Annotated in this window: 16 protein-coding genes and 3 pseudogenes; 9 read left to right on the top strand and 10 right to left on the bottom strand. The window is 50.8% G+C overall.

Going from position 1 to position 22,764, the window contains the following annotated elements:
- Nucleotides 1–3: 3 nt before the first annotated feature.
- Nucleotides 4–1,143 carry a UDP-4-amino-4-deoxy-L-arabinose aminotransferase gene (gene arnB / locus D9597_RS06445; protein ID WP_130221922.1) on the bottom strand — a complete coding sequence of 380 codons (1,140 nt, stop codon included), beginning with the start codon at nucleotides 1,141–1,143 and terminating at the stop codon, nucleotides 4–6.
- A 318-nt stretch (nucleotides 1,144–1,461) separates the two neighbouring features.
- Between arnB and ais the strand changes: the two genes are divergently transcribed.
- A complete protein-coding gene (gene ais / locus D9597_RS06440) occupies nucleotides 1,462–2,064 on the top strand; it encodes a lipopolysaccharide core heptose(II)-phosphate phosphatase Ais (protein WP_130217014.1) in 603 nt (200 codons plus the stop codon).
- A 38-nt stretch (nucleotides 2,065–2,102) separates the two neighbouring features.
- Here the strand turns inward: ais and nudI are convergent, their stop codons facing one another.
- Complete coding sequence (gene nudI, locus D9597_RS06435; protein ID WP_130221921.1) at nucleotides 2,103–2,528, bottom strand: nucleoside triphosphatase NudI; 426 nt, start codon at nucleotides 2,526–2,528, stop codon at nucleotides 2,103–2,105.
- Between the two features lie 279 nt (nucleotides 2,529–2,807).
- On the opposite strand from nudI, the gene D9597_RS06430 reads away from it, so the two are divergent.
- The 4 genes and pseudogenes from D9597_RS06430 to D9597_RS06415 all read left to right on the top strand — a co-directional run.
- Entirely contained in the window at nucleotides 2,808–3,350 is a 543-nt protein-coding gene (locus tag D9597_RS06430; protein WP_130207171.1) for a YfaZ family outer membrane protein, read from the top strand.
- Nucleotides 3,351–3,449: 99 nt separating this feature from the next.
- Nucleotides 3,450–4,652: a nicotinamide mononucleotide deamidase-related protein YfaY gene (locus tag D9597_RS06425; RefSeq protein ID WP_130221920.1), complete on the top strand. Its 1,203-nt coding sequence runs from the start codon at nucleotides 3,450–3,452 to the stop codon at nucleotides 4,650–4,652.
- Between the two features lie 217 nt (nucleotides 4,653–4,869).
- Nucleotides 4,870–5,019: pseudogene (locus D9597_RS06420) on the top strand (helix-turn-helix domain-containing protein); the annotation flags it as partial.
- Nucleotides 5,018–5,218, top strand: a pseudogene (locus D9597_RS06415) (aldolase/citrate lyase family protein); the annotation flags it as partial. The pseudogenes D9597_RS06420 and D9597_RS06415, both read left to right, overlap by 2 nt.
- A 40-nt stretch (nucleotides 5,219–5,258) precedes the next feature.
- Here the strand turns inward: D9597_RS06415 and D9597_RS06410 are convergent.
- The 5 genes and pseudogenes from D9597_RS06410 to glpA all read right to left on the bottom strand — a co-directional run.
- A pseudogene (locus tag D9597_RS06410) lies at nucleotides 5,259–5,492 on the bottom strand (hypothetical protein); the annotation flags it as partial.
- Nucleotides 5,493–6,467 carry an ISNCY family transposase gene (locus tag D9597_RS06405; protein WP_130221918.1) on the bottom strand — a complete coding sequence of 325 codons (975 nt, stop codon included), beginning with the start codon at nucleotides 6,465–6,467 and terminating at the stop codon, nucleotides 5,493–5,495.
- Between the two features lie 192 nt (nucleotides 6,468–6,659).
- Nucleotides 6,660–7,850, bottom strand: a complete 1,191-nt coding sequence (gene glpC, locus D9597_RS06400; protein WP_130221917.1) for an anaerobic glycerol-3-phosphate dehydrogenase subunit GlpC — start codon at nucleotides 7,848–7,850, stop codon at nucleotides 6,660–6,662.
- A complete protein-coding gene (gene glpB, locus D9597_RS06395) occupies nucleotides 7,847–9,106 on the bottom strand; it encodes a glycerol-3-phosphate dehydrogenase subunit GlpB (RefSeq protein WP_130221916.1) in 1,260 nt (419 codons plus the stop codon). The genes glpC and glpB overlap by 4 nt, the downstream gene beginning before the upstream one ends.
- Nucleotides 9,096–10,724, bottom strand: coding sequence for an anaerobic glycerol-3-phosphate dehydrogenase subunit A (gene glpA / locus D9597_RS06390; protein WP_130221915.1), 1,629 nt, complete (start codon nucleotides 10,722–10,724; stop codon nucleotides 9,096–9,098). Before glpA ends, glpB begins: the two co-directional genes overlap by 11 nt.
- A gap of 271 nt (nucleotides 10,725–10,995) precedes the next feature.
- On the opposite strand from glpA, the gene glpT reads away from it, so the two are divergent.
- The 3 genes from glpT to inaA all read left to right on the top strand — a co-directional run bounded on the left by glpT (nucleotide 10,996) and on the right by inaA (nucleotide 14,324).
- Entirely contained in the window at nucleotides 10,996–12,354 is a 1,359-nt protein-coding gene (gene glpT, locus D9597_RS06385; RefSeq protein WP_130221914.1) for a glycerol-3-phosphate transporter, read from the top strand.
- 4 nt (nucleotides 12,355–12,358) lie between these two features.
- Entirely contained in the window at nucleotides 12,359–13,435 is a 1,077-nt protein-coding gene (gene glpQ / locus D9597_RS06380) for a glycerophosphodiester phosphodiesterase (RefSeq protein WP_130217028.1), read from the top strand.
- A 238-nt stretch (nucleotides 13,436–13,673) separates the two neighbouring features.
- Nucleotides 13,674–14,324: a lipopolysaccharide kinase InaA gene (inaA, locus tag D9597_RS06375; protein ID WP_130221913.1), complete on the top strand. Its 651-nt coding sequence runs from the start codon at nucleotides 13,674–13,676 to the stop codon at nucleotides 14,322–14,324.
- A 53-nt stretch (nucleotides 14,325–14,377) separates the two neighbouring features.
- Here the strand turns inward: inaA and yfaE are convergent, their stop codons facing one another.
- From yfaE to nrdA, 3 genes are all read right to left on the bottom strand, one after another.
- Complete coding sequence (yfaE, locus tag D9597_RS06370; RefSeq protein ID WP_130207161.1) at nucleotides 14,378–14,632, bottom strand: ferredoxin-like diferric-tyrosyl radical cofactor maintenance protein YfaE; 255 nt, start codon at nucleotides 14,630–14,632, stop codon at nucleotides 14,378–14,380.
- Entirely contained in the window at nucleotides 14,632–15,762 is a 1,131-nt protein-coding gene (gene nrdB, locus D9597_RS06365) for a class Ia ribonucleoside-diphosphate reductase subunit beta (RefSeq protein ID WP_130207160.1), read from the bottom strand. Before nrdB ends, yfaE begins: the two co-directional genes overlap by 1 nt.
- Before the next feature lie 142 nt (nucleotides 15,763–15,904).
- Entirely contained in the window at nucleotides 15,905–18,190 is a 2,286-nt protein-coding gene (nrdA, locus tag D9597_RS06360) for a class 1a ribonucleoside-diphosphate reductase subunit alpha (protein WP_130221912.1), read from the bottom strand.
- A 685-nt stretch (nucleotides 18,191–18,875) separates the two neighbouring features.
- Here nrdA and yfaL point away from each other — a divergent pair.
- Nucleotides 18,876–22,637 carry an AIDA-I family autotransporter adhesin YfaL/EhaC gene (yfaL, locus tag D9597_RS06355; RefSeq protein WP_130221911.1) on the top strand — a complete coding sequence of 1,254 codons (3,762 nt, stop codon included), beginning with the start codon at nucleotides 18,876–18,878 and terminating at the stop codon, nucleotides 22,635–22,637.
- The last annotated feature ends 127 nt before the right edge of the window (nucleotides 22,638–22,764 follow it).

The following is a 22,764-nucleotide window of genomic DNA, read 5'->3' as shown; positions in this document are numbered from 1 at the left end:
GGCTTAATGTCCTGCGAGTTGCTGAAGGGCAGCGATGACGCGGTCGGCATCGGCGGTGGTCATATCTGGAAAAAGCGGCAACGAACAGATGCGTTCGCTGTTCCATTCGGTATTCGGTAACGACAGCGTGGGAAAACGCTCGCGATAATATTTTTGCGTGTGAGCAGCGCGGAAATGTAACCCGGTGCCAATGCCTCTTTCTTTTAACGCTTCCATCAACGCATCGCGACTGATACCACAACGTTGTTCATCGACACGAATAATAAACAGATGCCAGGCGTGAACGTGCGGCCAAGCGGGAAGGCTTAATGGCTGAAAGGGGAGAGCTGCCAGTGCTTGCTGATATTGCAGGGCAATTTCCCGACGACGGGTGTTGAGTTGCTCTAATTTGGCTAACTGTGTCAGGGCAATCGCGGCGTTAATATCGGTCAGATTGTACTTATAGCCCGGCGTTAATACTTCTGCCTGCGGTGCGCGGCCCCAGGTTTGTCTGTCATATGCATCGACACCCAGACCGTGAAATTTCAGCATCCGTAGCTGGCGGGCGAGGTTTTCATTATCAGTAACAATCAGGCCGCCTTCTGCACAGGTAATATTTTTGATGGCGTGAAACGAAAAAATAGCGGTACCTTTCGCGCCAATATGTCGACCTTTGTAATACGTACCGACGGCATGGGCGGCATCTTCGATAACTGCGATGCCGTAACGTTCGCCAATGGCGCGAATGGCGTCAATATCTGCTGGCGCACCGGCATAATGCACTGGAATGATGGCTTTGGTACGCGGCGTAATGGCTGCTTCGATCGCTTCAGGCGTGACCATCAGCATATCGCTGTCGACATCTACCATTACCGGCGTAGCGCCCAACAAAGAAATCATATTGAGGGTTGATACCCAGGTCAGAGAAGGCGTGATCACTTCATCGCCAGCACCTATCTCCAGCGCCATCAGCGTGATATGCATTCCGGCTGTGGCTGAACTGACCGCGATGGCATGTTGATTTCCCGTCAACTGGCAAAAGGCTTGTTCAAGCGCCTGATTCTTCGGACCTGTGGTGATCCATCCAGATTCGAGAACATCTTTAACTGCAGAGAGTTCTTCCACACCCATTGCCGGACGTGAAAAGGGCAAAAAATCTGACATTATTATTCCTTCGGCCATTGAATACTTTTCCCATCTATTCACTAATATTTGTTATAGGGAGCGTTATATGTATTTTGCCATTTGGAGTGAAATTCTAAGGGTAGAATATTAATTTAACCTTAAGGAACTAATATAGTACTTAAATATTATTTTTTTTCGTTTTTTTAGCTTATTTGGGCTTTTCATTTGACAAGATTTAAGGCATTTTGCGGGCATCGTAATGTTTTAATACTATCCCCAGCCCCTATTTGCCGGTGAAAATATTATTTGTTTTCACGGTCATTTAGCTGGCTACGCGTGTCTATAGGTGGAGCTTAGGTGTTAGCTTTTTGTCGGACTTCGATGAAGTCTAAAAAATATATCTTCATTTTACTGGTGCTTGCTGTAATTGCCGGGTTGGGTAGTCATGCTGCCTGGAGTAGCAATGGGTTGCCACGAATCGACAATAAAACGTTGGCCAGGCTGGCGCAGCAGCACCCGGTGGTGGTTCTGTTTCGCCATGGAGAACGCTGCGATCGTTCCTCCAATCAATGCTTGTCAGACAAAACAGGTATTACGGTAAATGGCTCTCAGGATGCGCGTGAACTGGGCAAAGCCTTCAGCGCAGATATCCCTGATTTCGATCTTTATTCCAGTAATACCGTTCGGACTATTCAGTCGGCAACCTGGTTTTCTGCGGGCAAAAAACTGACGGTAGATAAACGACTGTTACAATGTGGTAATGAGATTTATAGCGCAATTAAAGACTTACAAAGTAAAGCGCCTGATAAAAATATTGTTATCTTCACCCACAACCACTGTCTGACGTATATCGCGAAAGATAAACGTAACGTGACATTTAAACCAGATTATCTGGATGGACTGGTGATGCATGTGGAAAACGGTAAAGTTTTACTGGATGGGGAATTTGTCAATCACTGATCTTTGAATCTGACAGCCAGTAATGGCTGTCATCACTATCACAGAAGACCCTTCAAACGTAATGTTTTCTGGGTAGCGACATTTAAATCGTATTGCGCCAGATCTTCTGGTTTTACCCACGCGTATTCCTGAAACTCTTCGTTTATTTTCACTTCACGGTTGGCAGAAACGCAGTCAAAGATCAGGTAAATCATATAAATCTCTTCCTTACGACCATCTGCATACGTCTTAGTGCGAATGTCATCGCTGAAAGTCCACGGAGTTATGTCAGTAAGAATCAGTTGCTCGCCTAACTCTTCTCTGATTTCACGGCGTAATGCTTCTTCAATACGTTCGCCAGGTTCCACGCCACCACCCGAAAGCGCCCATTGACCCGGGAAAACGCCGCGATCGTCAGCCATTTTGCATAGCAGATAAGCACCATCATTTTGAATCAAAGGGCAAACAATAGTCCGTTGTCGCACAGGGATGTTCCTTATAATCGAAAATAAACCAAGAGAATACGGCAACTCATAAATATGCGAAAGTGACATTAGTCTCTTTTGCGATGATAACTGCGCTGATTATTATTTTGGTTTATAACGTAAATCATGTTTATTTTTTCGGCGTTAAATTATTTGAGACGTATTTAGTTACAATAAGTTAGCAGATCACTTTTTTCGCGCATTGAATCCTCTGCGTCAGGCAGTACAATCCCGCAGCTTTGGGGAATGTTGATTATCTTCTTGCGGAAAAAGGTAAAAATGAAAAAATTTGCGCTACCAGTTCTGGCTGGAATGCTGTTGGTTTCTGCATCGGCAAATGCGATAAGCATTAGTGGTCAGGCGGGAAAAGAATATACCAATATTGGCGTCGGTTTCGGGACCGAGTCTACGGGACTGGCGTTAAGCGGTAACTGGACACATAACGACGACGACGGTGATGTCGCGGGCGTGGGGCTGGGCCTGAATCTTCCTCTGGGGCCGTTAATGGCAACTGTAGGTGGGAAAGGTGTTTATACCAATCCGAATTACGGCGATGAAGGTTATGCGGCGGCAGTCGGTGGTGGTTTACAGTGGCAAATTGGTGACAGCTTCCGTCTGTTTGGCGAGTATTATTACTCTCCGGATTCGCTCTCCAGCGGTATTCAAAGTTATGAAGAAGCGAATGCTGGCGCGCGTTATACCATTATGCGTCCAGTCAGTATTGAGGCAGGCTACCGTTATCTGAACCTGTCGGGGAAAGACGGCAATCGCGATAATGCCGTGGCCGACGGCCCTTATGTCGGGGTTAACGCCAGCTTCTGATACCTTCCGGCGCGGCGTTCTGTCGCGCCATTCAGTTTCTTACTACGCCTTATCTCCCTTTGCGTTATAGTGATTCGATAACAAAAGCAGGAGATAACCATGTTAAAAGTGGAAATGCTATCCACCGGGGATGAGGTGTTACACGGGCAAATCGTTGACACGAATGCAGCCTGGCTGGCCGACTTTTTCTTTCATCAGGGCTTGCCGCTATCTCGCCGTAATACGGTTGGCGATAACCTTGAAGATTTAGTCACCATTCTTCGTGAGCGCAGTCAGCACGCCGATGTGCTGATCGTCAACGGCGGACTGGGGCCAACCAGCGATGATTTAAGCGCGCTCGCTGCTGCGACAGCAAAAGGTGAAGGTCTGGTGCTACATGAAGCCTGGCTTAAAGAGATGGAACATTATTTCCGCGAACGTGGTCGCGTGATGGCGCCGAGCAACCGTAAACAGGCAGAATTGCCAGCGAGTGCCGAGTTCATCAATAACCCCGTAGGCACCGCCTGTGGTTTTGCCGTGCAGCTTAATCGTTGCCTGATGTTCTTTACCCCCGGCGTACCGTCAGAATTTAAGGTGATGGTCGAGCACGAAATCCTGCCGCGCCTGCGCGAGCGTTTTTCTTTACCGCAGCCGCCGGTTTGTCTGCGTTTGACTACCTTTGGTCGTTCGGAAAGCGATCTGGCACAAAGCCTGGACACTCTACAACTGCCGCCGGGCGTAACAATGGGCTATCGCTCCTCGATGCCGATAATTGAACTGAAGCTGACCGGACCGGCAAGCGAGCAACAGGCGATGGAAAAACTGTGGCTGGACGTTAAACGTGTTGCCGGACAGAGCGTGATTTACGAAGGCACCGAAGGACTGCCCGCGCAGATCAGTCGCGAATTGCAAAACCGCCAGTTCAGCCTGACGTTGAGCGAGCAATTCACCGGTGGTTTATTGGCTTTGCAACTTTCTCGCGCAGGTGCGCCATTGCTGGCGTGTGAAGTGGTTCCTTCACAGGAAGAGACTCTGGCGCAAACCGCGCACTGGATTACAGAACGGCGGGCCAACCATTTTGCCGGGCTGGCACTGGCTGTTTCGGGGTTCGAGAACGAATATCTCAACTTTGCGCTAGCCACGCCGGACGGCACTTATGCTCTGCGCGTACATTTCAGTACTACGCGCTACAGTCTGGCTATTCGTCAGGAAGTGTGTGCAATGATGGCGTTGAATATGCTGCGCCGTTGGCTGAACAGTCAGGACATCGCCAGCGAGCACGGCTGGATTGAGGTTGTTGAGTCCATGACCTTATCCGTCTGATTCAGTCACGCTGTGCCGGTTTACTGCACCGGCACATTCCCCTCCCGCAAATTTGTCCAACCTGTTGTACTCAATAAGAAAAAATCCGTGCGCTGATTCACAAATTTGTGCGTAATTTCTCCAGTCCGCTGGACGAGAAACGGGATTTGATGCGCTTCACAATTTTACTCACCCTGAGCGACGAGACTGATTCCAGTATCTAAGACTGGAGTCCAGTATGTTGGAATCAAGCAAAGTACCCGCCCTGACACGGGCTATTGATATTCTCAATCTGATTGCCCGCATTGGACCTTGTAGTGCTGCAACGATCATTGACACATTGGGGATCCCGAAAAGCACGGCCTATCTGCTGCTTGACGAACTTAAGCATTCGGCGGATCCGCGCTGCGGGTAAAGCGGCTGGTTTTCTGGCTGTGGTTCCTGATAAAGCGCAGCAATGCCTGGCGTGGGGAGCGAACTTTGTCGCTGTTGGCGTTGACACGATGCTCTATAGCGATGCCCTGGATCAACGACTGGCGATGTTTAAATCAGGCAAAAATGGGCCACGCATAAAAGGTAGTTATTGATATCAAAGGCCCATGGGGATCGGCTGTGGGCCTGTGTTAATTAGTGGTTATTCGCTGCCAGATCGGCTTCGCTTAGCTGGGTGGCTGCGAGCACCAGGTCACGATCAATGCCCTGTTCCAGCATGCGCAAAGCAATTTTAATGGCTTGTTCATGCATACCTTCCTGCAAACCTTCTAATTTCCCATCCTGCCAGCCTTCAATCTTACCCTCCTGCCAGCCAATTTGGTGTCCTTCCTGCCGCAGCCGTTCAGCAATAGTCATCAATCTCTCCTTTTAATGACAGTTAGGTGGAATATCAGCATCAGTGAGTTGGGTTGTTACCAATACAATCTCACGTTCAAAGCCCTGCTCCAGCATGCGCAAGGCAATTTTAATGGCTTGTTCATGCATGCCTTCCTGCAAACCTTCTAATTTACCTTCTTGCCAGCCTTCTAATTTACCTTCTTGCCAGCCTTCAATCTTACCCTCCTGCCAGCCAATCTGGTGTCCTTCCTGCCGTAGCCGTTCAGCAATAGTCATCAATCTCTCCTTTTGTAGTGGTGAACGTTCGGCAATTTCCTCAATAAAGCGGGTGAAACGGGAGGTATCGCCGCATTGCAGTAGATAATTAAACAGCGTTTGCACCTGGCTGTCATTAGTGAAGCCCCTAACCAAAAGCGTGGTGATCCTGTCGACCATACCGATTAAATCGCGGTCGCGAATATGCTTTTGAATCAGTTCCAGCAGAGCTATACGCCGATGTTGCATGATCTCATCGTCAGGTACGATGGTGATATCCACCAACGGAAAAGCTTCGGTGTACAACTGCCGGGCAAGCTGCGGGTCGTCAAACTCATCCAGCCAGTTGAGTGAGTACGGGTAGGGCGAGGTTTCGCCATGATAAAACAGCAACGGCACCACCAGCGGGACTCTGTCATAGCCTTTGTCCAGGTGACGCTGCATGGCGGCAGTGGCATAGCGCATCAGTCGGAAGGCCATGTTTTTTTCCGCAGTACTCTGATGCTCAATCACGCAGTAGATATAACCTTCGCCGTCGGTGGTTTCTACCGACCACAAAACATCCGAGTAGTAAGCGCGTAAACTTTTTTCAATAAAACTAGTGGGTTCCAGGCGTAAGGTTTGCAGGTTGCAAAGCTTACGTAGCGGTTCCGGCAGGTGTATTTCCAGAAAATCCCGTGCGGTTTCGGGTGTGAACATAAAGGTTTTAAACACCGCATCATGCGGGGAGGATGTTGTTGATTCGGTCATGGTTGTCCGTCACCTGATATTTATGATGACGCGACATTACGGTTATCCCAGGCCTTTGACATCTGCCAGTTTTAGCCTTTGCGAGACGTTTTCATAAGTATTTTTACTGCGATGCAACGCATACATTGGGTACGGAACCGTGCACGCAAAAATGCCCGGTAACAACATGCTTACCGGGCATCAGAAAGGAGTTTAAGCCAGCGCCTGGGCCAGCAGCGTAATCGGATGTTCGCAGCGAAGGCTTGTGGACATCTCAATCTGCCATTTGCAGGTTTCGCAGTCGGTAACGACCAGATCCGCGCCGCTCTCTTCTATCTGGCGGAACAGTGGTGCGCCGATGGCTTGTGAGGTGGGGTAGTTCTCTTTTTTGAAACCGTAAGTACCCGCAATACCGCAGCACTGGGAATCCAGCACTGTCAGCTCAAGCCCTGGGATCTTACGCAACAGTTCCAGGGTGTAGAGCGTCCAGCCCATTTTTTCCATATGGCACGGAGTGTGATAAACCACTTTCAGCGGCAGCGGTTTCAGCGGTAACGTTTTGCCTTCGTCCAGCTGGCGCCACAGCCAGCGGGTCGCCAGTTCGATATGATCGCGTAAGCCTTTGTTGTCGACATTCAGCACTTCCGGGTATTCGTCGCGCAGGGCAAATGTACAGGTAGATGAAGTGGCAATCACCGGAATGCCTTTTACTCCCACAGCTTCGCGGATCGACTCTACATTCGTAATTGCCTGTTTGCGTGCTTTATCGGTAAAACCGTTGGCGATCAGCGGTACGCCGCAGCATTTTTCTTTGCTGAGCAGTTGTACACCGGTACCCATTGCGTTGAGCACTTTAATTAAATCTTTACCTAACTGCGGATGGTTGTAGTTAACGAAGCAGCCGTGAAAGAAAGCGACCTGGTCTTTATATTGCGCTTGCTGGGCTGCCACGCTGCGATACCAGCGACGAAATGTACCGAAGGAGTATTTCGGTAGCGTGCGGCGATGATCGATTTTTAACGCCGCATCAAGCAGTTGCCGTACTGGTTTCAGTGAGGTAGCGGTATTGACGATTGGTGCGAACGGCGTGGAAACGCTGCCCATCAGGTCGGTATGGCTTAAAACGAAGTTACGCAGCGACGGGCGCGTGGTGTCATATTTCGCCCGCGCGCGCTGGATAATATCGCCAATCTTCACATCGGACGGGCAGGCGACTTCACAACGTTTGCAGTTGATGCAATATTTCAGCGCCTCGTCATACAGTGCGCCATCTTTCAGACGCAGACGCTCGCCATCCGGCCCGGCTTGTTTTGGCCCTGGATAGCTCGGATTCACCCGGCTCACCGGGCAGGCGGTGGTGCAGACGGTACACTTAATGCAATTTTCGAAGCTGGTGTCGTTCATTGTTGGCCTCCTGCGCGTTGGGCAATCTGTTGAGCGGCATGTAAAGCACTGACGGCACAAACACCGCCGCCGCATCCCTGGGCGATGGGATCAAATCCGCCCAGCACCGAACCGATGGCAAACAGGTTGTCTACTGTTTGACCAGCCTGTGACGGGCGTAGCGCCTCGTCAGTGGTCACGCCGAACTGTTGCCACGGTTGCGCAGCAAAAAAGTCACTTCTATACCACTCACCCCGCGTGGCGGTTTGCAGTACATCAAGGCCGAGAATCGGCTCACGAATGCCTTCGCGTTCTGCCACCAGCCCGCCGCTAAAGAAACTGCCGCTCGCAAGCACAGCAAAACGCGGACGCAGCGGGATATCGGCGTGATTGCGGGTCCAGATTTCGCTCACCACGCCATTTTTGCAGGTCACACTTTTCACTTCATCGCCCGGCATCCATACGCCGCCCTGGCGCACAAACTGGCGCTGTAACTGGTTTTGCAGACGAATGCCCAGCACGGAAGGCGGCAGCGTTGGCAAAAGCATAAGTGAGCAAGGTAGTTTTTCATTCAACCAACGCCACAGTTTGTCATCGGCCAGGCCGAAGCAGGCGGGCATCAGGATCATTTCACAGGTATTGGCGACAGGGATTAGCGCATCAATTAACAGCGGCCAGTTTTCTTCGTTATCAAGGAAACGGGCGATATTCACCGCGCGAAACTCGGTGGCGTTATTGCGTAACACATCCAGTTCCGGCAGTTCAATTTCAGCAGTTTCAACCGAAAGATCCAGTTCGCGCAACGAAGCCGCCGCAAGATGCGCCTGGAAATCCATCAGCCCGCTTATCCCCACTACACATATCTTCTTCGCGGGTAGCGGCCAGACGGGAACTTCTGGCGAACTTAACCAGGTCGAACGCAAAGTGCCGAGTGGGGTAACGCGCTGATGGGCCAGTTCCACGCTGCCCTGCAATTGCGCGCCACTTTCCGCAATTAATGCCTGCGCCTGACAAGCGAGATCCAGTACGCGTTGTGGGCCGAGAAGACTGTAAGGGTGGGCAGGTGCCTGATGGCACAAAGACTCCAGCCCTGCATGAATGTCTGCCACCGGCTGACCATCTGGCAGGTGGCTCAGTAAGTCCAGCGAGCCGGATGAGAAATGCAGAGCGCTCTGTCCACGGGTGACAATGGCACAGCGCAGACCGTGTTTTTGCAATCGCAGGCCGCAGAGTAATCCGGCGAGGCCGCCGCCCATAATGACAGTATCAAATCGCATCTTTCTGCTCCTTCTCCAGACCACACAGTCCCTGATAAACCCAGCGGGTAAATTCGCTTTCGCGCAATGCGTCTCCCCATGCAATGGGCTGCACGCCTTTCCAGCGTTCGTTAAGGAAGGTGGAAAGTTGTTCGATAGATTGCGCGGAGGTGGTGACGTTAAAGCGTTGCAACAATCCAGCTGCCCGGCAGGCACAGAGTTCGCCCTGGCAAGTCCCCATCCCCACACGGGTGCGGCGACGTAAATCCAGCAGGCTGTTGACGTTTAAATTTTCTACTGCGTACTGAACTTCGCCAGCGGTAACGGCTTCACACTCACAAACAAGGCTGCGGTGCAAACGGCCTTCGCTCAGCCAGGCAGGTGTGCGATCGCCATGACGATAAACCGCAGAACCGCGCAGCGGGGCAGGCAGAGAGATGACTTTACGCAAGGTGACTTCAGCGGGCTCCTGTGAACCAGGAAGTGCCAGATCGGCGGTCGTACAGGGGCGCGTGTTGCCCAGCTTGCGGCATACTGCGTCGGTAGCCCATTCCGCCATCAGCCGATAGGTCATCAGTTTGCCGCCGGTGATGGTGATAAATCCGTCCAGACCATCGCGTTCGGCATGGTCGAGCAGCACGATGCCACGGCTGACGTTACGGCCGCTCGGGTCGTCATCGCTGGCAACCAACGGGCGCACGCCAGAGTAGGCCCGCAAAATGCGCGTTTTCGCCATCACGGGGGCCAGTTTTTCCCCTTCACGCAGCAGAATATCAACCTCTTCTGCCGTCACTCGATTATCGTCAATCTCGTTGTAATCAATACGTAAAGAGGTGGTGCCAATCAGCGAAATGGTATCGCCAGGCACCAGAATATCGGCGTCGGAAGGTTTACGGCAGCGGTTGATCACATGCTGATTAATGCGGTGGTCCATGATCAGCAGCGATCCTTTCGCCGGGAACATGCGAATGCGCAGATCGGCATATTCGGCAATGTGTTGCCCCCAGATCCCGGCGGCATTAACTACGACAGGCGCATGAAGTGCCTGGGTTTCGCCGGTGAGATGATTACGTACACGAACACCGCACACCGTCGCGCCTTCACGAATCAGTCCCGTGACTTCATGAGCAGTAAGGATAACGGCACCATGTTCTTTTGCATCGAGCATGTTCGCTGCGGTCAGCCGGAATGGGTCAACGGTGCCATCCGGAACTTTTACCGCGCCAATCAGTGCCGGGTTAACGGAAGGTTCTATAATGCGTGCTTGCTGCGGATCAATGGCTTCAGCACTGATTCCAGCCTCTTCGCAAGCACGAATAAAAGTCGCCTGGAAGGAGAGATCATCTTCCGGCAGGGTGATAAACAGGCCGTTGGTTGGTTCGACACAGTGACGCGCAATGCGTTTTAAAATCTGGTTTTCACTAATACATTCGCGGGCCGATTCCGCATCGGTAACCGCATAGCGTGCGCCGCTGTGCAGCAGACCGTGGTTACGCCCGGTGGCTCCCGTTGCGATGTCGTGGCGTTCAACCAAAATCACTTTCAGCCCGCGCAGGGCACAGTCGCGGGCAATCCCGGCTCCCGTTGCGCCGCCGCCAATGATAATCACGTCACTTGTTTGCGAATCGCGAGTTTTCATTGTTATCCCTCAAAAGTTCGTTTTGTCTCATTTAGCCACAGAAAAAACATGCATTGTTTGATTTCGCGCATAATCGCTCATAATTCGAAAGTGAAACGTGATTTCATGCGTCATTTTGAACATTTTGTAAATCTTATTTAATAATGTGTGCGGTAATTCACATTCATGGAATGAATGATTAATTAACATCGCGGCAACTCAAGAAACGGCAGGTTCTTCCATTGAATCAGGCTGTTAATCATAAATAAGACCACGGCCACGGAGGCTATAAATGTTGAGTATTTTTAAACCAGCGCCACACAAGGCGCGCTTACCTGCTGCGGAGATCGACCCGACTTACCGTCGATTACGCTGGCAAATTTTCCTGGGGATATTCTTTGGTTATGCCGCTTACTATTTGGTTCGTAAGAACTTTGCTCTCGCGATGCCCTACCTGGTGGAGCAGGGATTCTCACGTGGTGATTTAGGTTTTGCCCTTTCAGGGATCTCAATTGCCTACGGATTTTCGAAATTCATCATGGGGTCGGTGTCGGACCGCTCGAATCCGCGCGTTTTCCTGCCAGCAGGTCTGATTCTTGCTGCGGCAGTTATGCTTTTTATGGGCTTTGTTCCGTGGGCGACATCGAGCATTGCGGTGATGTTTGTGCTGCTGTTCCTCTGCGGTTGGTTCCAGGGGATGGGATGGCCGCCGTGCGGTCGTACTATGGTGCACTGGTGGTCGCAGAAAGAACGTGGCGGCATTGTGTCGGTGTGGAACTGTGCGCATAACGTCGGTGGTGGTATTCCGCCGCTGTTGTTCCTGCTGGGGATGGCCTGGTTCAATGACTGGTACGCGGCGCTTTATATGCCGGCTTTCTGTGCCATTCTGGTGGCTCTGTTCGCCTTTGCGATGATGCGCGATACCCCGCAATCATGTGGCCTGCCGCCGATCGAAGAGTACAAAAATGATTACCCGGACGACTATAACGAAAAAGCGGAACAGGAACTGACCGCGAAACAGATCTTCATGCAGTACGTGCTGCCGAACAAACTGCTGTGGTACATCGCCATCGCCAACGTGTTCGTCTATCTGCTGCGCTACGGTATCCTCGACTGGTCACCGACTTACCTGAAAGAGGTGAAACACTTCGCGCTGGATAAATCCTCCTGGGCCTACTTCTTCTATGAGTATGCGGGCATTCCAGGCACTCTGCTGTGCGGCTGGATGTCGGACAAAGTCTTCCGCGGTAACCGTGGGGCAACCGGCGTCTTCTTTATGACACTGGTGACCATCGCCACCATCGTTTACTGGATGAACCCGGCAGGCAACCCAACCGTCGATATGATTTGTATGATTGTTATCGGCTTCCTGATCTACGGCCCAGTCATGCTGATTGGTCTGCACGCGCTGGAACTGGCGCCGAAGAAAGCGGCAGGTACGGCGGCGGGCTTTACCGGACTGTTTGGTTACCTTGGTGGCTCCGTAGCGGCAAGCGCGATTGTCGGCTACACCGTTGACTACTTTGGCTGGGATGGCGGCTTCATGGTGATGATTGGCGGCAGCATCCTGGCGGTTATCTTGTTAATTGTCGTGATGATTGGCGAAAAACGTCGCCATCAGGAATTACAGCAAAAACGCAACGGAGGCTAATGGCATGAAATTGACGCTGAAAAACCTTAGCATGGCTATCATGATGAGTGGAATGATCATGGGAAGCAGTGCAATGGCGGCGGATAACAGTGAGAAAATAGTGATTGCCCATCGTGGCGCCAGTGGTTATTTGCCGGAGCATACGCTGCCAGCAAAAGCGATGGCGTATGCGCAGGGGGCCGATTATCTTGAACAAGATTTGGTGATGACGAAGGACGACCATCTGGTCGTTCTGCATGACCACTATCTTGACCGGGTAACCGATGTTGCCGATCGTTTCCCGGACAGGGCGCGTAAAGATGGCCGTTACTACGCGATAGATTTCACGCTGGATGAAATTAAGTCTTTAAAATTCACTGAAGGCTTCGATATTGAAAACGGTAAAAAAGTGCAGACTTTTCCCGGGCGTTTCCCGATGGGTAAATCTGACTTCCGGGTGCACACTTTCGAAGAGGAAATTGAATTTGTTCAGGGGCTAAACCATTCGACCGGGAAAAATATTGGTATCTATCCAGAGATTAAAGCGCCGTGGTTCCATCATCAGGAAGGGAAGGATATTGCGGCAAAAACCCTGGAAGTGCTGAAGAAATATGGCTACACCGGTAAGGATGATAAGGTTTATCTGCAATGCTTTGATGCTGATGAACTGAAGCGTATTAAGAATGAGCTGGAACCCAAAATGGGTATGGACCTCAACCTGGTACAGCTGATTGCCTATACCGACTGGAACGAAACTCAGCAGAAACAACCGGACGGAAGCTGGGTTAATTACAGCTATGACTGGATGTTCAAACCGGGTGCCATGAAACAGGTAGCGGAATATGCTGATGGTATTGGCCCGGATTACCATATGGTGATTGATGAGACATCGCAGCCGGGTAATATCAAGCTTACCGGAATGGTAAAAGATGCACAGCAGAATAAGCTGGTGGTGCATCCTTATACCGTGCGGGCCGACAAGCTACCGGAATATGCCACCGATGTGAATCAGTTGTATGACATTCTGTACAATAAAGCCGGTGTTAATGGGTTATTTACCGACTTCCCTGACAAGGCGGTAAAATTCCTCAACAAAGAGTAAATTCAGTGTCGGATGGCACTTATGTGCCATCCGATACCACTCTTCATCCACACCCCTACACATAGTGGCATAGTTAATTCTTCAATAAAATCTGTTAGTTATCCTTACTTTCTGTTATTTAGCACGGGATGACTTGTTTCCGGCAAAAGGAACCCATTAATAAACACTTTTTATTAAGTTTTTCTTAAGGTGAACACCTATAGTCGTTGTCGTTAACAATAACAACAGGCGACAGGGTATGGTTGTTTCAGCAAAACTCGATGAATTTAATCACTGGTGGGCAACGGAAGGAGACTGGGTTGAAGAGCCGAATTTCCGCCGCAATGGCATGAGTGGGGTGCAATGCGTTGAACGAGACGGGCAAAAAATTTACGTGAAGCGAATGACTCAGCATCTCTTTCATTCGCTGCGCTATCCCTTTGGTCGCCCGACGATTGTGCGGGAGATTGCGGTGATAAAAGATCTGGAACGCGCTGGCGTGATTGTGCCGAAAATCGTTTTTGGTGAAGCCGTGAAAATTGATGGCGAATGGCGTGCGTTGCTGGTGACAGAAGATATGGCGGGGTTTGTCAGCATTGCTGACTGGTATGCGCAACATGCAATTACGCCTTTTGCTGATGATGTTCGCGAAGGGATGCTAAAAGCGGTAGCGCTGGCGTTTAAGAAAATGCATAGCGTTAATCGGCAGCATGGTTGCTGTTATGTTCGCCATATCTATGTGAAAACAGAAGGTAAAGCAGAAGCTGGATTTCTTGATCTGGAGAAAAGCCGCCGTCGCTTGCGTCGCGATAAAGCGATTAATCATGACTTCCGCCAGTTGGAAAAATATCTGGAGCCGATCCCCAAAGCCGACTGGGAACAGGTGAAAGCGTATTACTACGCCATGTAATCGTTGTAGGCCAGATAAGACGCATCAGCGTCGCATCTGGCACTAGTGCCAGATCACAACTCGATTTCGATATCGCCTTTTGCCCGGCAACAACAGGGCAAAATCTCCCCTGGCTGAATAAAGGCTAACGGTTCGGCAATCCAGTCAACCTGACCTGCAACCAGGCGTGTGCGACAGGAGCCGCAGTAGCCTTCGCGGCACTGGTACTCAACCGCCACATTATGAGATTCCAGCGCCGCCAGAAGGGAAGGGTGTTCATCCTGGCACAGCAGTTGTGTGCCAGTGATGCGCAAGGTAACGCGGGTCATCAGAGCTGGAAGTTACTCAAATCGTCGGTGTCCACTTCCGAGTCAATTTGACCGACCAAATAAGAACTGACCTCCACTTCCTGCGGAGCAACCTGTACGTTATCCGACACCAGCCAGGTGTTGATCCACGGGATCGGGTTGGAACGCGTCTGGAACGGCAGATCCAAACCAACTGCCTGCATGCGGATGTTGGTGATGTACTCGACGTACTGGCAGAGAATGTCCTTGTTCAGACCAATCATCGAACCGTCACGGAACAGATAATCCGCCCAGTCTTTCTCCTGCTGTGCCGCCTGGACAAACAGCTCATAGCACTCCTGCTTACACTCTTCGGCTATTTCCGCCATTTCCGGATCATCCGCGCCGCTGCGCAGTAGATTCAGCATATGCTGAGTACCGGTCAGGTGCAGGGCTTCGTCACGGGCAATCAGGCGAATAATCTTGGCGTTACCTTCCATCAGTTCGCGTTCTGCAAAGGCAAAGGAACAAGCAAAGCTGACGTAGAAACGAATGGCTTCCAGCGCGTTAACGCTCATCAGGCAGAGATAAAGTTTTTTCTTCAGCTCGCGCAGGCTAACGGTCACGGTTTTGCCGTTGACGGTGTGGGTGCCTTCGCCCAGCAAATGCCAGTAGCTGGTCATCTCGATCAGTTCATCGTAATAGCGGGAAATGCCTTCTGCGCGTTTCTGGATCTGCTCGTTGGTGACTATATCGTCGAATACAACAGACGGATCGTTAACGATATTGCGAATGATATGGGTATAGGAACGAGAGTGAATTGTTTCTGAAAATGCCCAGGTTTCGACCCAGGTCTCCAGTTCCGGGATCGAGATCAGCGGCAGCAGTGCTACGTTCGGACTACGACCCTGAATTGAATCGAGCAACGTCTGGTACTTCAGGTTGCTGATAAAAATGTGCTTTTCGTGTTCAGGCAGCGCCTGATAATCGATACGGTCGCGGGAGACGTCAACTTCTTCCGGACGCCAGAAGAAAGAGAGCTGCTTTTCGATCAGCTTTTCGAAGATTTCATATTTTTGCTGATCGTAGCGGGCCACGTTGACCGGCTGACCAAAGAACATCGGCTCTTTGAGCTGATCATTTTTCGTCTGTGAAAAGGTGGTATATGCCATGAATGTGTCCTGTGGTTTTAATGCCGGATAAGGCATTTTACGCCGCATCCTGTGCCTGATGCGACGCTGGCGCGTCTTATCAGGCCTACAAATTCGAACCGTAGGCCGGATAAGGGGTTACGCCACATCCGGCATCTCAATATCAGATCTTACATGCGCCGCTTTCGCAGCCATCGTCCTGGATTGACGGCACCAGATCGTCCTGCGCATCTTCTGCGCCGTCACGGGTGTTCTGATAATACAGCGTTTTGACCCCGAATTTGTAGGCGGTGAGCAGGTCTTTCAGCAACTGCTGCATCGGCACTTTTCCTGACGGGAAGCGTGACGGATCGTAGTTAGTATTCGCAGAGATCGACTGATCGATAAATTTCTGCATGATACCAACCAGTTGCAGGTAGCCATCGTTACCCGGCATTTCCCACAGCAACTCGTAGGCGTCGTGCAGATGTTCATAGTCCGGCACCACCTGGCGCAAAATACCGTCTTTCGATGCTTTGATGCTAACGTAACCGCGCGGCGGTTCAATACCGTTAGTGGCGTTAGAGATCTGCGAAGAGGTCTCGGACGGCATCAGAGCAGAAAGCGTGGAGTTGCGTAGACCGTGCGTTTTGATTGACTCACGCAGTGCTTCCCAGTCGTAATGCAGCGGCTCATTAGCGATGACATCCAGATCTTTCTTATAGGTATCGATCGGCAGGATCCCTTTCGCATAGGTGGTTTCGTTAAACCACGGACATGCGCCTTGCTCTTTCGCCAGCTCATTAGAGGCTTTCAGCAGATAATACTGAATCGCTTCGAAGGTTTTATGCGTCAGGTTGTTGGCGCTGCCGTCGGAGTAGCGTTTACCGTGCTTCGCCAGATAGTAAGCGAAGTTGATCACACCAATACCCAGTGTACGACGACCCATCGCCCCGCGTTTGGCTGCCGGGATCGGGTAATCCTGATAATCCAGCAGCGCGTCAAGTGCGCGTACCGCCAGAACGGCCAACTCTTCCAGTTCATCCAGGCTGTTAATTGCCCCCAGGTTGAAAGCAGAAAGCGTACACAGCGCGATTTCACCGTTTTCGTCGTTAACGTCATTCAGCGGTTTGGTCGGCAGAGCGATTTCCAGGCACAGGTTAGACTGGCGCACTGGCGCGATGGCCGGATCAAACGGGCTATGGGTATTGCAGTGGTCAACGTTCTGAATATAGATACGACCAGTAGACGCACGTTCCTGCATCATCAGTGAGAACAGCTCAACCGCTTTCACGCGCTGTTTGCGGATGCTGTCGTCTTTCTCATATTTGGTGTACAGGCGTTCAAACTCTTCCTGATCGGCGAAGAACGCGTCGTACAGCCCCGGTACGTCGGACGGGCTGAACAGGGTGATATCTTCACCTTTCAGCAGGCGGGTATACATCAGTTTGTTGATTTGTACCCCGTAGTCCATATGACGCACGCGGTTGCCTTCTACACCACGGTTGTTTTTCAGCACCAGCAGACTTTCCACTTCCAGATGCCAGATTGGGTAGAACAGCGTTGCCGCACCGCCGCGCACGCCGCCCTGGGAGCAGGATTTTACCGCCGTCTGGAAATGTTTGTAGAACGGGATGCAGCCGGTATGGAACGCTTCACCGCCACGAATCGGGCTACCCAGTGCACGAATACGCCCGGCGTTGATGCCGATCCCCGCACGCTGGGAAACGTATTTCACAATCGCGCTGGAGGTCGCGTTAATGGAATCCAGGCTGTCGCCGCACTCGATCAGCACGCAGGAGCTGAACTGGCGAGTCGGAGTACGCACGCCTGACATGATTGGCGTTGGCAGCGAAATTTTAAATGTGGAAACCGCGTCGTAAAAACGCTTCACGTATTCCAGACGCGTTTCGCGCGGGTAGTTCGAGAACAGGCACGCGGCAACCAGAATATAAAGGAACTGGGCGCTCTCGTAGATTTCGCCGGTCACGCGGTTCTGTACCAGATATTTGCCTTCCAGCTGCTTAACGGCAGCATAAGAGAAGGTCATATCGCGATCGTGAACGATAAACGTGTCCATCTGCTTGAACTCTTCTTCCGTGTAGTCTTCCAGCAGATGATTATCGTATTTGCCCATTTCGACCATTTTCACCACGTGGTCGTACAGCGCAGGCGGCTCAAACTGGCCGTAGGCTTTTTTACGCAGGTGGAAGATCGCCAGGCGCGCGGCGAGATACTGATAATCCGGCGCATCACGGGAGATCAGGTCTGCGGCAGCCTTGATAATAGTTTCGTGGATGTCGGAGGTCTTGATACCGTCATAAAACTGAATATGGGAGCGCAGCTCGACCTGGGAGATCGAAACGTTATGCAGTCCTTCTGCCGCCCAGTCCAGAACGCGATGGATTTTGTCGAGATTGATGCGCTCTGTGCTACCGTCGCGCTTTGTCACCAGCAGATTCTGATTCATGTATGTCGTACCTGTTTTGGGAATTCTTTCCGCAATAGTTTCACGCCAACTACCTGTAGTAAGGAAAGCTGCAACGAACACTATATATAGGGGGTATGTTTGGGATTCACTGCAAGATAGTGTGAAAACGGCCCTCTTGCAAGTGCATAACTTTGTGGATAACTCAGGAAGGAAAAAGCGACTTCCGCGTACCTTAGGTCAGACAAGGTGTTCGGGAAAGTCAATGGGAAGAGAAAAATTTGTTAAAAATAACCGTTCGGTGATTTCTTGAACGTTCAATTTAAGATAATTATTGATCCAGGTTATTTGTTGCGCTTTATTCAATTCAACAAAAATTGATTTTCCTACAACAGCATCTGGAGCAATCATTTATTTCGTTGTTCATAATATGAGCATTTGTAACCTGCTGTAAGGTTGGTAACGGTGGTTTTTTATTCAGTTAATGTTAAATAATTACTCTCAATGTTGATTTTTCTCATGGTTGATAAATTATTTAATAAAATTAATGTCATTTAAGTATTGTTAATTAAAGAATTAATGTGAGTTTAAGATAATTTTCAGATCTATTTATTATCATTAACTGCCATGTCATAAGGTTAATTTATTTGCGATTTACAATTAATTTTTATTTAAAGGCAGAACCTGTTTTTTAATAGACCGATGTTATTTAAGTGGTAACCAGGTCATGCAAAGTAAAAAATGGATTCTTTTTTCTGCTAAAGGGATGATATGGGGGATCCCTGCCATAATGGCGGGGTCATTAACAGCCGCAAATGCCTCGTCGCAGGCTTTTGAATCATGTCAGGGAAGCTACGTAACCAGCAGTTGCCAGGCCAGCAGACAAAGCCTTTCAGGCATTACACAAGACTGGAGCGTCGCTGATGGACAATGGCTGGTTTTTTCGGATATGACAAATAACGCCAGCGGAGGGGCAGTATTTTTGCAACAGGGGGCAGGACTTTTACTATCGCCAGAAAATGAAAGCGGTATGACCTTGTTTGCGAATAATACCGTAAATGGCGAATATAATAATGGTGGGGCAATATTTGCCAAAGAAAACTCAACGCTGAATCTTGATAATGTTATTTTTGTGGGTAACGTGGCCGGAGGATATGGTGGCGCTATCTACTCTTCTGGGACCAATGACCCTGGTGCAGTAGATATAAGTGTTGCTAATACTGTGTTCAGCAAAAACATTGCCAATGACGGCAAAGGTGGTGCAATTTATACTATCAATAATGACGTCTATTTAAGTGATGATATTTTTGATAATAACCAGGCATACACATCAACAAGTTACAGTGATGGTGATGGCGGCGCAATTGATGTCACCGATAATAATAGCGACAGCAAGCATCCTTCAGGTTATACGATAATAAATAACACTGTCTTTACAAATAACACTGCCGAAGGTTATGGCGGGGCGATTTATACCAATAGCGCGACGGCTCCCTATCTTATTGATATTTCTGTTGGTGACAGCTATAGCCAGAACGGCGGCGTGTTAGTGGATGAGAACAACAGCGCAGCAGGTTATGGGGATGGTCCTTCCACTGCGGCGGGGGGCTTTATGTATGTCGATTCAAGTCAGGTAAGGTTTGATATCGCTGCCAATAAAACTCTGGTTATCGGTAACGTAAGTAACGATGGTGCGATCGATTCCATTGCCGGAACCGGGAGTATCAGTAAAACCGGCGCGGGCGAACTGGTGCTCAATGCGGATAATAATAATTTTACCGGCGAGATGCGGATCGAAAACGGTGAAGTGACGCTGGGGCGTAGCAATTCGCTGATGAATGTCGGCGATGACCGTTGCCAGAGTAATTCGCAAAATTGCTATGGCCTGATGGTCGGCAGTATCAGCCATCGGGATGACCAGGCGGAATTGAACGTTGGCGCTACACAGCAGACTTTTGTTCACTCCCTGACGGGGTTTCAGAATGGCACCTTAAATATTGATGCTGGCGGTAATGTTACCGTTAATGCAGGCGGTTTTAGCGGAACCATTGAAGGTGCCGGGCAACTCACGATTGCTGAAAACGGCAGCTATGTGCTGGCGGGGGCGCAGTCGATGGCGCTGACCGGCGATATTGTGGTGGAAGATGGCGCAATCCTCTCGCTTTCGGGTAACGCCACGGACCTTGCGGATATGCAGGACGATCCGCAGTCCATCGTGTTAAACGGCGGCGTATTGGATCTCTCCGATTTCACTACCTGGCAGAGCGGTACGTCAGAGAACGATGGTCTGGAAATCAGTGGCAGCGGCGGTACGGTGATTGGTCAGCAGGATGTTGTCGATCTTTACGGTGGCGATGATCTGCATATTGGCGATGACGGGAATAATGGTGTTTATGTGGTGGTGGATGCTGGTGACGGGCAGGTCAGCCTGGCAAATGACAATCAATACCTCGGCACAACACAAATCGCTTCCGGTACGCTGGTGGTGAGCGACAACTCTCAGCTTGGTGATACCCACTATAACCGCCAGGTTATCTTTACTGATAATCAACAAGAAAGCGTGATGGAGATTACCTCCGACGTTGACACGCGTTCAGAGGCGGCAGGCCACGGACGTGATATCGAAATGCGCGCCGATGGTGAAGTGATGGTGGATGCGGGTGTAGACACGCAGTGGGGCGCACTGATGGCTGACAGCAGCGGGCAGCATCAGGATTTGGGTAGCACATTGACTAAAACGGGGGCTGGCACGCTGGAGCTGACTACCAGCGGTACGACGCAGTCGGCGGTGAGAGTAGAAGACGGCACCCTGAAAGGCGATGTTGCGGATATCTTTCCTTATGCTTCGTCACTGTGGGTCGGTGACGGGGCTACGTTCGAGACTGGCGCGGATCAGGATATTCAGTCTATTGATGCTACTTCCAGCGGCACTATCGACATCAGCGATGGTACGGTTTTGCGCCTGACCGGGCAGGATACTTCCGCCGCACTGGATGCCTCGCTGTTTAACGGCGACGGTACGTTGGTGAATGCCACCGATGGTGTGATGTTGACAGGTGAGCTTAATACCAACCTGGAAACCGACAGTCTGACTTATCTTTCAGACGTGACGGTTAATGGTGATCTGACCAATACGTCCGGTGCGATTAGCCTGCAAAATGGCGTCGCTGGCGATACGCTGACGGTAAACGGTGATTATACCGGCGGCGGTACGCTACTGCTCGATAGCGAATTAAACGGCGATGACTCAGCAAGCGACCAACTGGTGTTGAACGGTAATACTGCTGGCAACACGACCGTGGTGGTTAACCCCATTACCGGGATTGGTGAGCCGACATCTACAGGCATTAAAGTGATTGATTTCGCAGCCGATCCCACGCAATATCAAAACAATGCGCAGTTTAGTCTGGCGGGCAGCGGCTACGTCAATATGGGCGCTTACGACTATACGTTGGTGGAAGATGATAATGACTGGTATCTGCGTTCGCAAAAAGTCACTCCGACGCCACCACCCGATCCGGATCCGACTCCCGATCCCTCGCCGGATCCTGATCCAACACCCGACCCGGAACCTACACCTGCCTACCAGCCGGTGTTGAATGCCAAAGTTGGTGGATATTTTAATAACCTGCGGGCGGCAAATCAGGCGTTTATGATGGAGCGACGCGATCACGCTGGTGGCGATGGTCAAACGCTGAATTTACGTGTTACCGGCGGACGTAATCATTACACGGCGGCAGGGCAACTGGCTCAGCATGAAGACACTTCTACGGTGCAGCTTAGCGGTGACCTGATTAGGGGGCGCTGGGGCGATGATGGCGAGTGGATGCTTGGGATTGTAGGTGGCTACAGCGATAACCAGGGGGACAGCCGCTCGAATATGACCGGAACTCGCGCCGATAACCAGAACCACGGTTATGCCGTTGGACTGACGTCCAGCTGGTTTCAGCACGGTAATCAGAGGCAGGGGGCCTGGCTGGATAGCTGGCTGCAATACGCGTGGTTTACGAATGATGTTAGCGAACAAAACGACGGCGCGGACCATTACCACTCATCAGGGATCGTTGCTTCGCTGGAAGCGGGGTATCAGTGGTTACCGGGGCGTGGTGTGGTGATTGAACCGCAGGCGCAGGTGATTTATCAGGGCGTGCAGCAGGATGATTTTACCGCCGCTAACCATGCGCGGGTGTCACAATCGCAGGGCGATGATATTCAGACGCGGCTGGGATTACACAGTGAATGGCGTACCGCTGTTCATGTCACACCAACATTAGATCTGAATTATTATCACGATCCCCATTCGACGGAAATTGAAGAAGATGGCAGCCAAATCAGTGACGATGCGGCGAAGCAGCGTGGTGAAATAAAGGTGGGGATCACAGGCAATATCAGTCAGCGAGTTTCCCTGCGAGGCAGCGTGGCGTGGCAGAAAGGAAGCGATGATTTTGCCCAGACGGCAGGGTTTCTATCAATGACGGTGAAATGGTAGTCGCTGTCCGCCCGACATCGTTGCCGGATGCGGCGTCAACGCCTTATCCAGCCGACGGGGAGCATTTGTAGGCCTGATAAGACGCGACAAGCGTCGCATCAGGCATTGGCGCGGTTGCCGGATGCGG

The organism is Escherichia sp. E13S3 (assembly GCF_004212325.1).
Lineage (GTDB): Bacteria > Pseudomonadota > Gammaproteobacteria > Enterobacterales > Enterobacteriaceae > Escherichia.
This window is presented reverse-complemented; position numbering and strand designations above follow the sequence as displayed.

Bases quoted from the DNA above. Each gene is read 5' to 3' on its own strand.
- arnB (WP_130221922.1), bottom strand. From the start codon at position 1,143: ATGTCAGATTTTTTGCCCTTTTCACGTCCGGCAATGGGTGTGGAAGAA.
- D9597_RS06430 (WP_130207171.1), top strand. From the start codon at position 2,808: ATGAAAAAATTTGCGCTACCAGTTCTGGCTGGAATGCTGTTGGTTTCT.
- D9597_RS06425 (WP_130221920.1), top strand. From the start codon at position 3,450: ATGTTAAAAGTGGAAATGCTATCCACCGGGGATGAGGTGTTACACGGG.
- D9597_RS06405 (WP_130221918.1), bottom strand. From the start codon at position 6,467: ATGACCGAATCAACAACATCCTCCCCGCATGATGCGGTGTTTAAAACC.
- glpC (WP_130221917.1), bottom strand. From the start codon at position 7,850: ATGAACGACACCAGCTTCGAAAATTGCATTAAGTGTACCGTCTGCACC.
- glpB (WP_130221916.1), bottom strand. From the start codon at position 9,106: ATGCGATTTGATACTGTCATTATGGGCGGCGGCCTCGCCGGATTACTC.
- glpA (WP_130221915.1), bottom strand. From the start codon at position 10,724: ATGAAAACTCGCGATTCGCAAACAAGTGACGTGATTATCATTGGCGGC.
- glpT (WP_130221914.1), top strand. From the start codon at position 10,996: ATGTTGAGTATTTTTAAACCAGCGCCACACAAGGCGCGCTTACCTGCT.
- glpQ (WP_130217028.1), top strand. From the start codon at position 12,359: ATGAAATTGACGCTGAAAAACCTTAGCATGGCTATCATGATGAGTGGA.
- inaA (WP_130221913.1), top strand. From the start codon at position 13,674: ATGGTTGTTTCAGCAAAACTCGATGAATTTAATCACTGGTGGGCAACG.
- yfaE (WP_130207161.1), bottom strand. From the start codon at position 14,632: ATGACCCGCGTTACCTTGCGCATCACTGGCACACAACTGCTGTGCCAG.
- nrdB (WP_130207160.1), bottom strand. From the start codon at position 15,762: ATGGCATATACCACCTTTTCACAGACGAAAAATGATCAGCTCAAAGAG.
- nrdA (WP_130221912.1), bottom strand. From the start codon at position 18,190: ATGAATCAGAATCTGCTGGTGACAAAGCGCGACGGTAGCACAGAGCGC.
- yfaL (WP_130221911.1), top strand. From the start codon at position 18,876: ATGCAAAGTAAAAAATGGATTCTTTTTTCTGCTAAAGGGATGATATGG.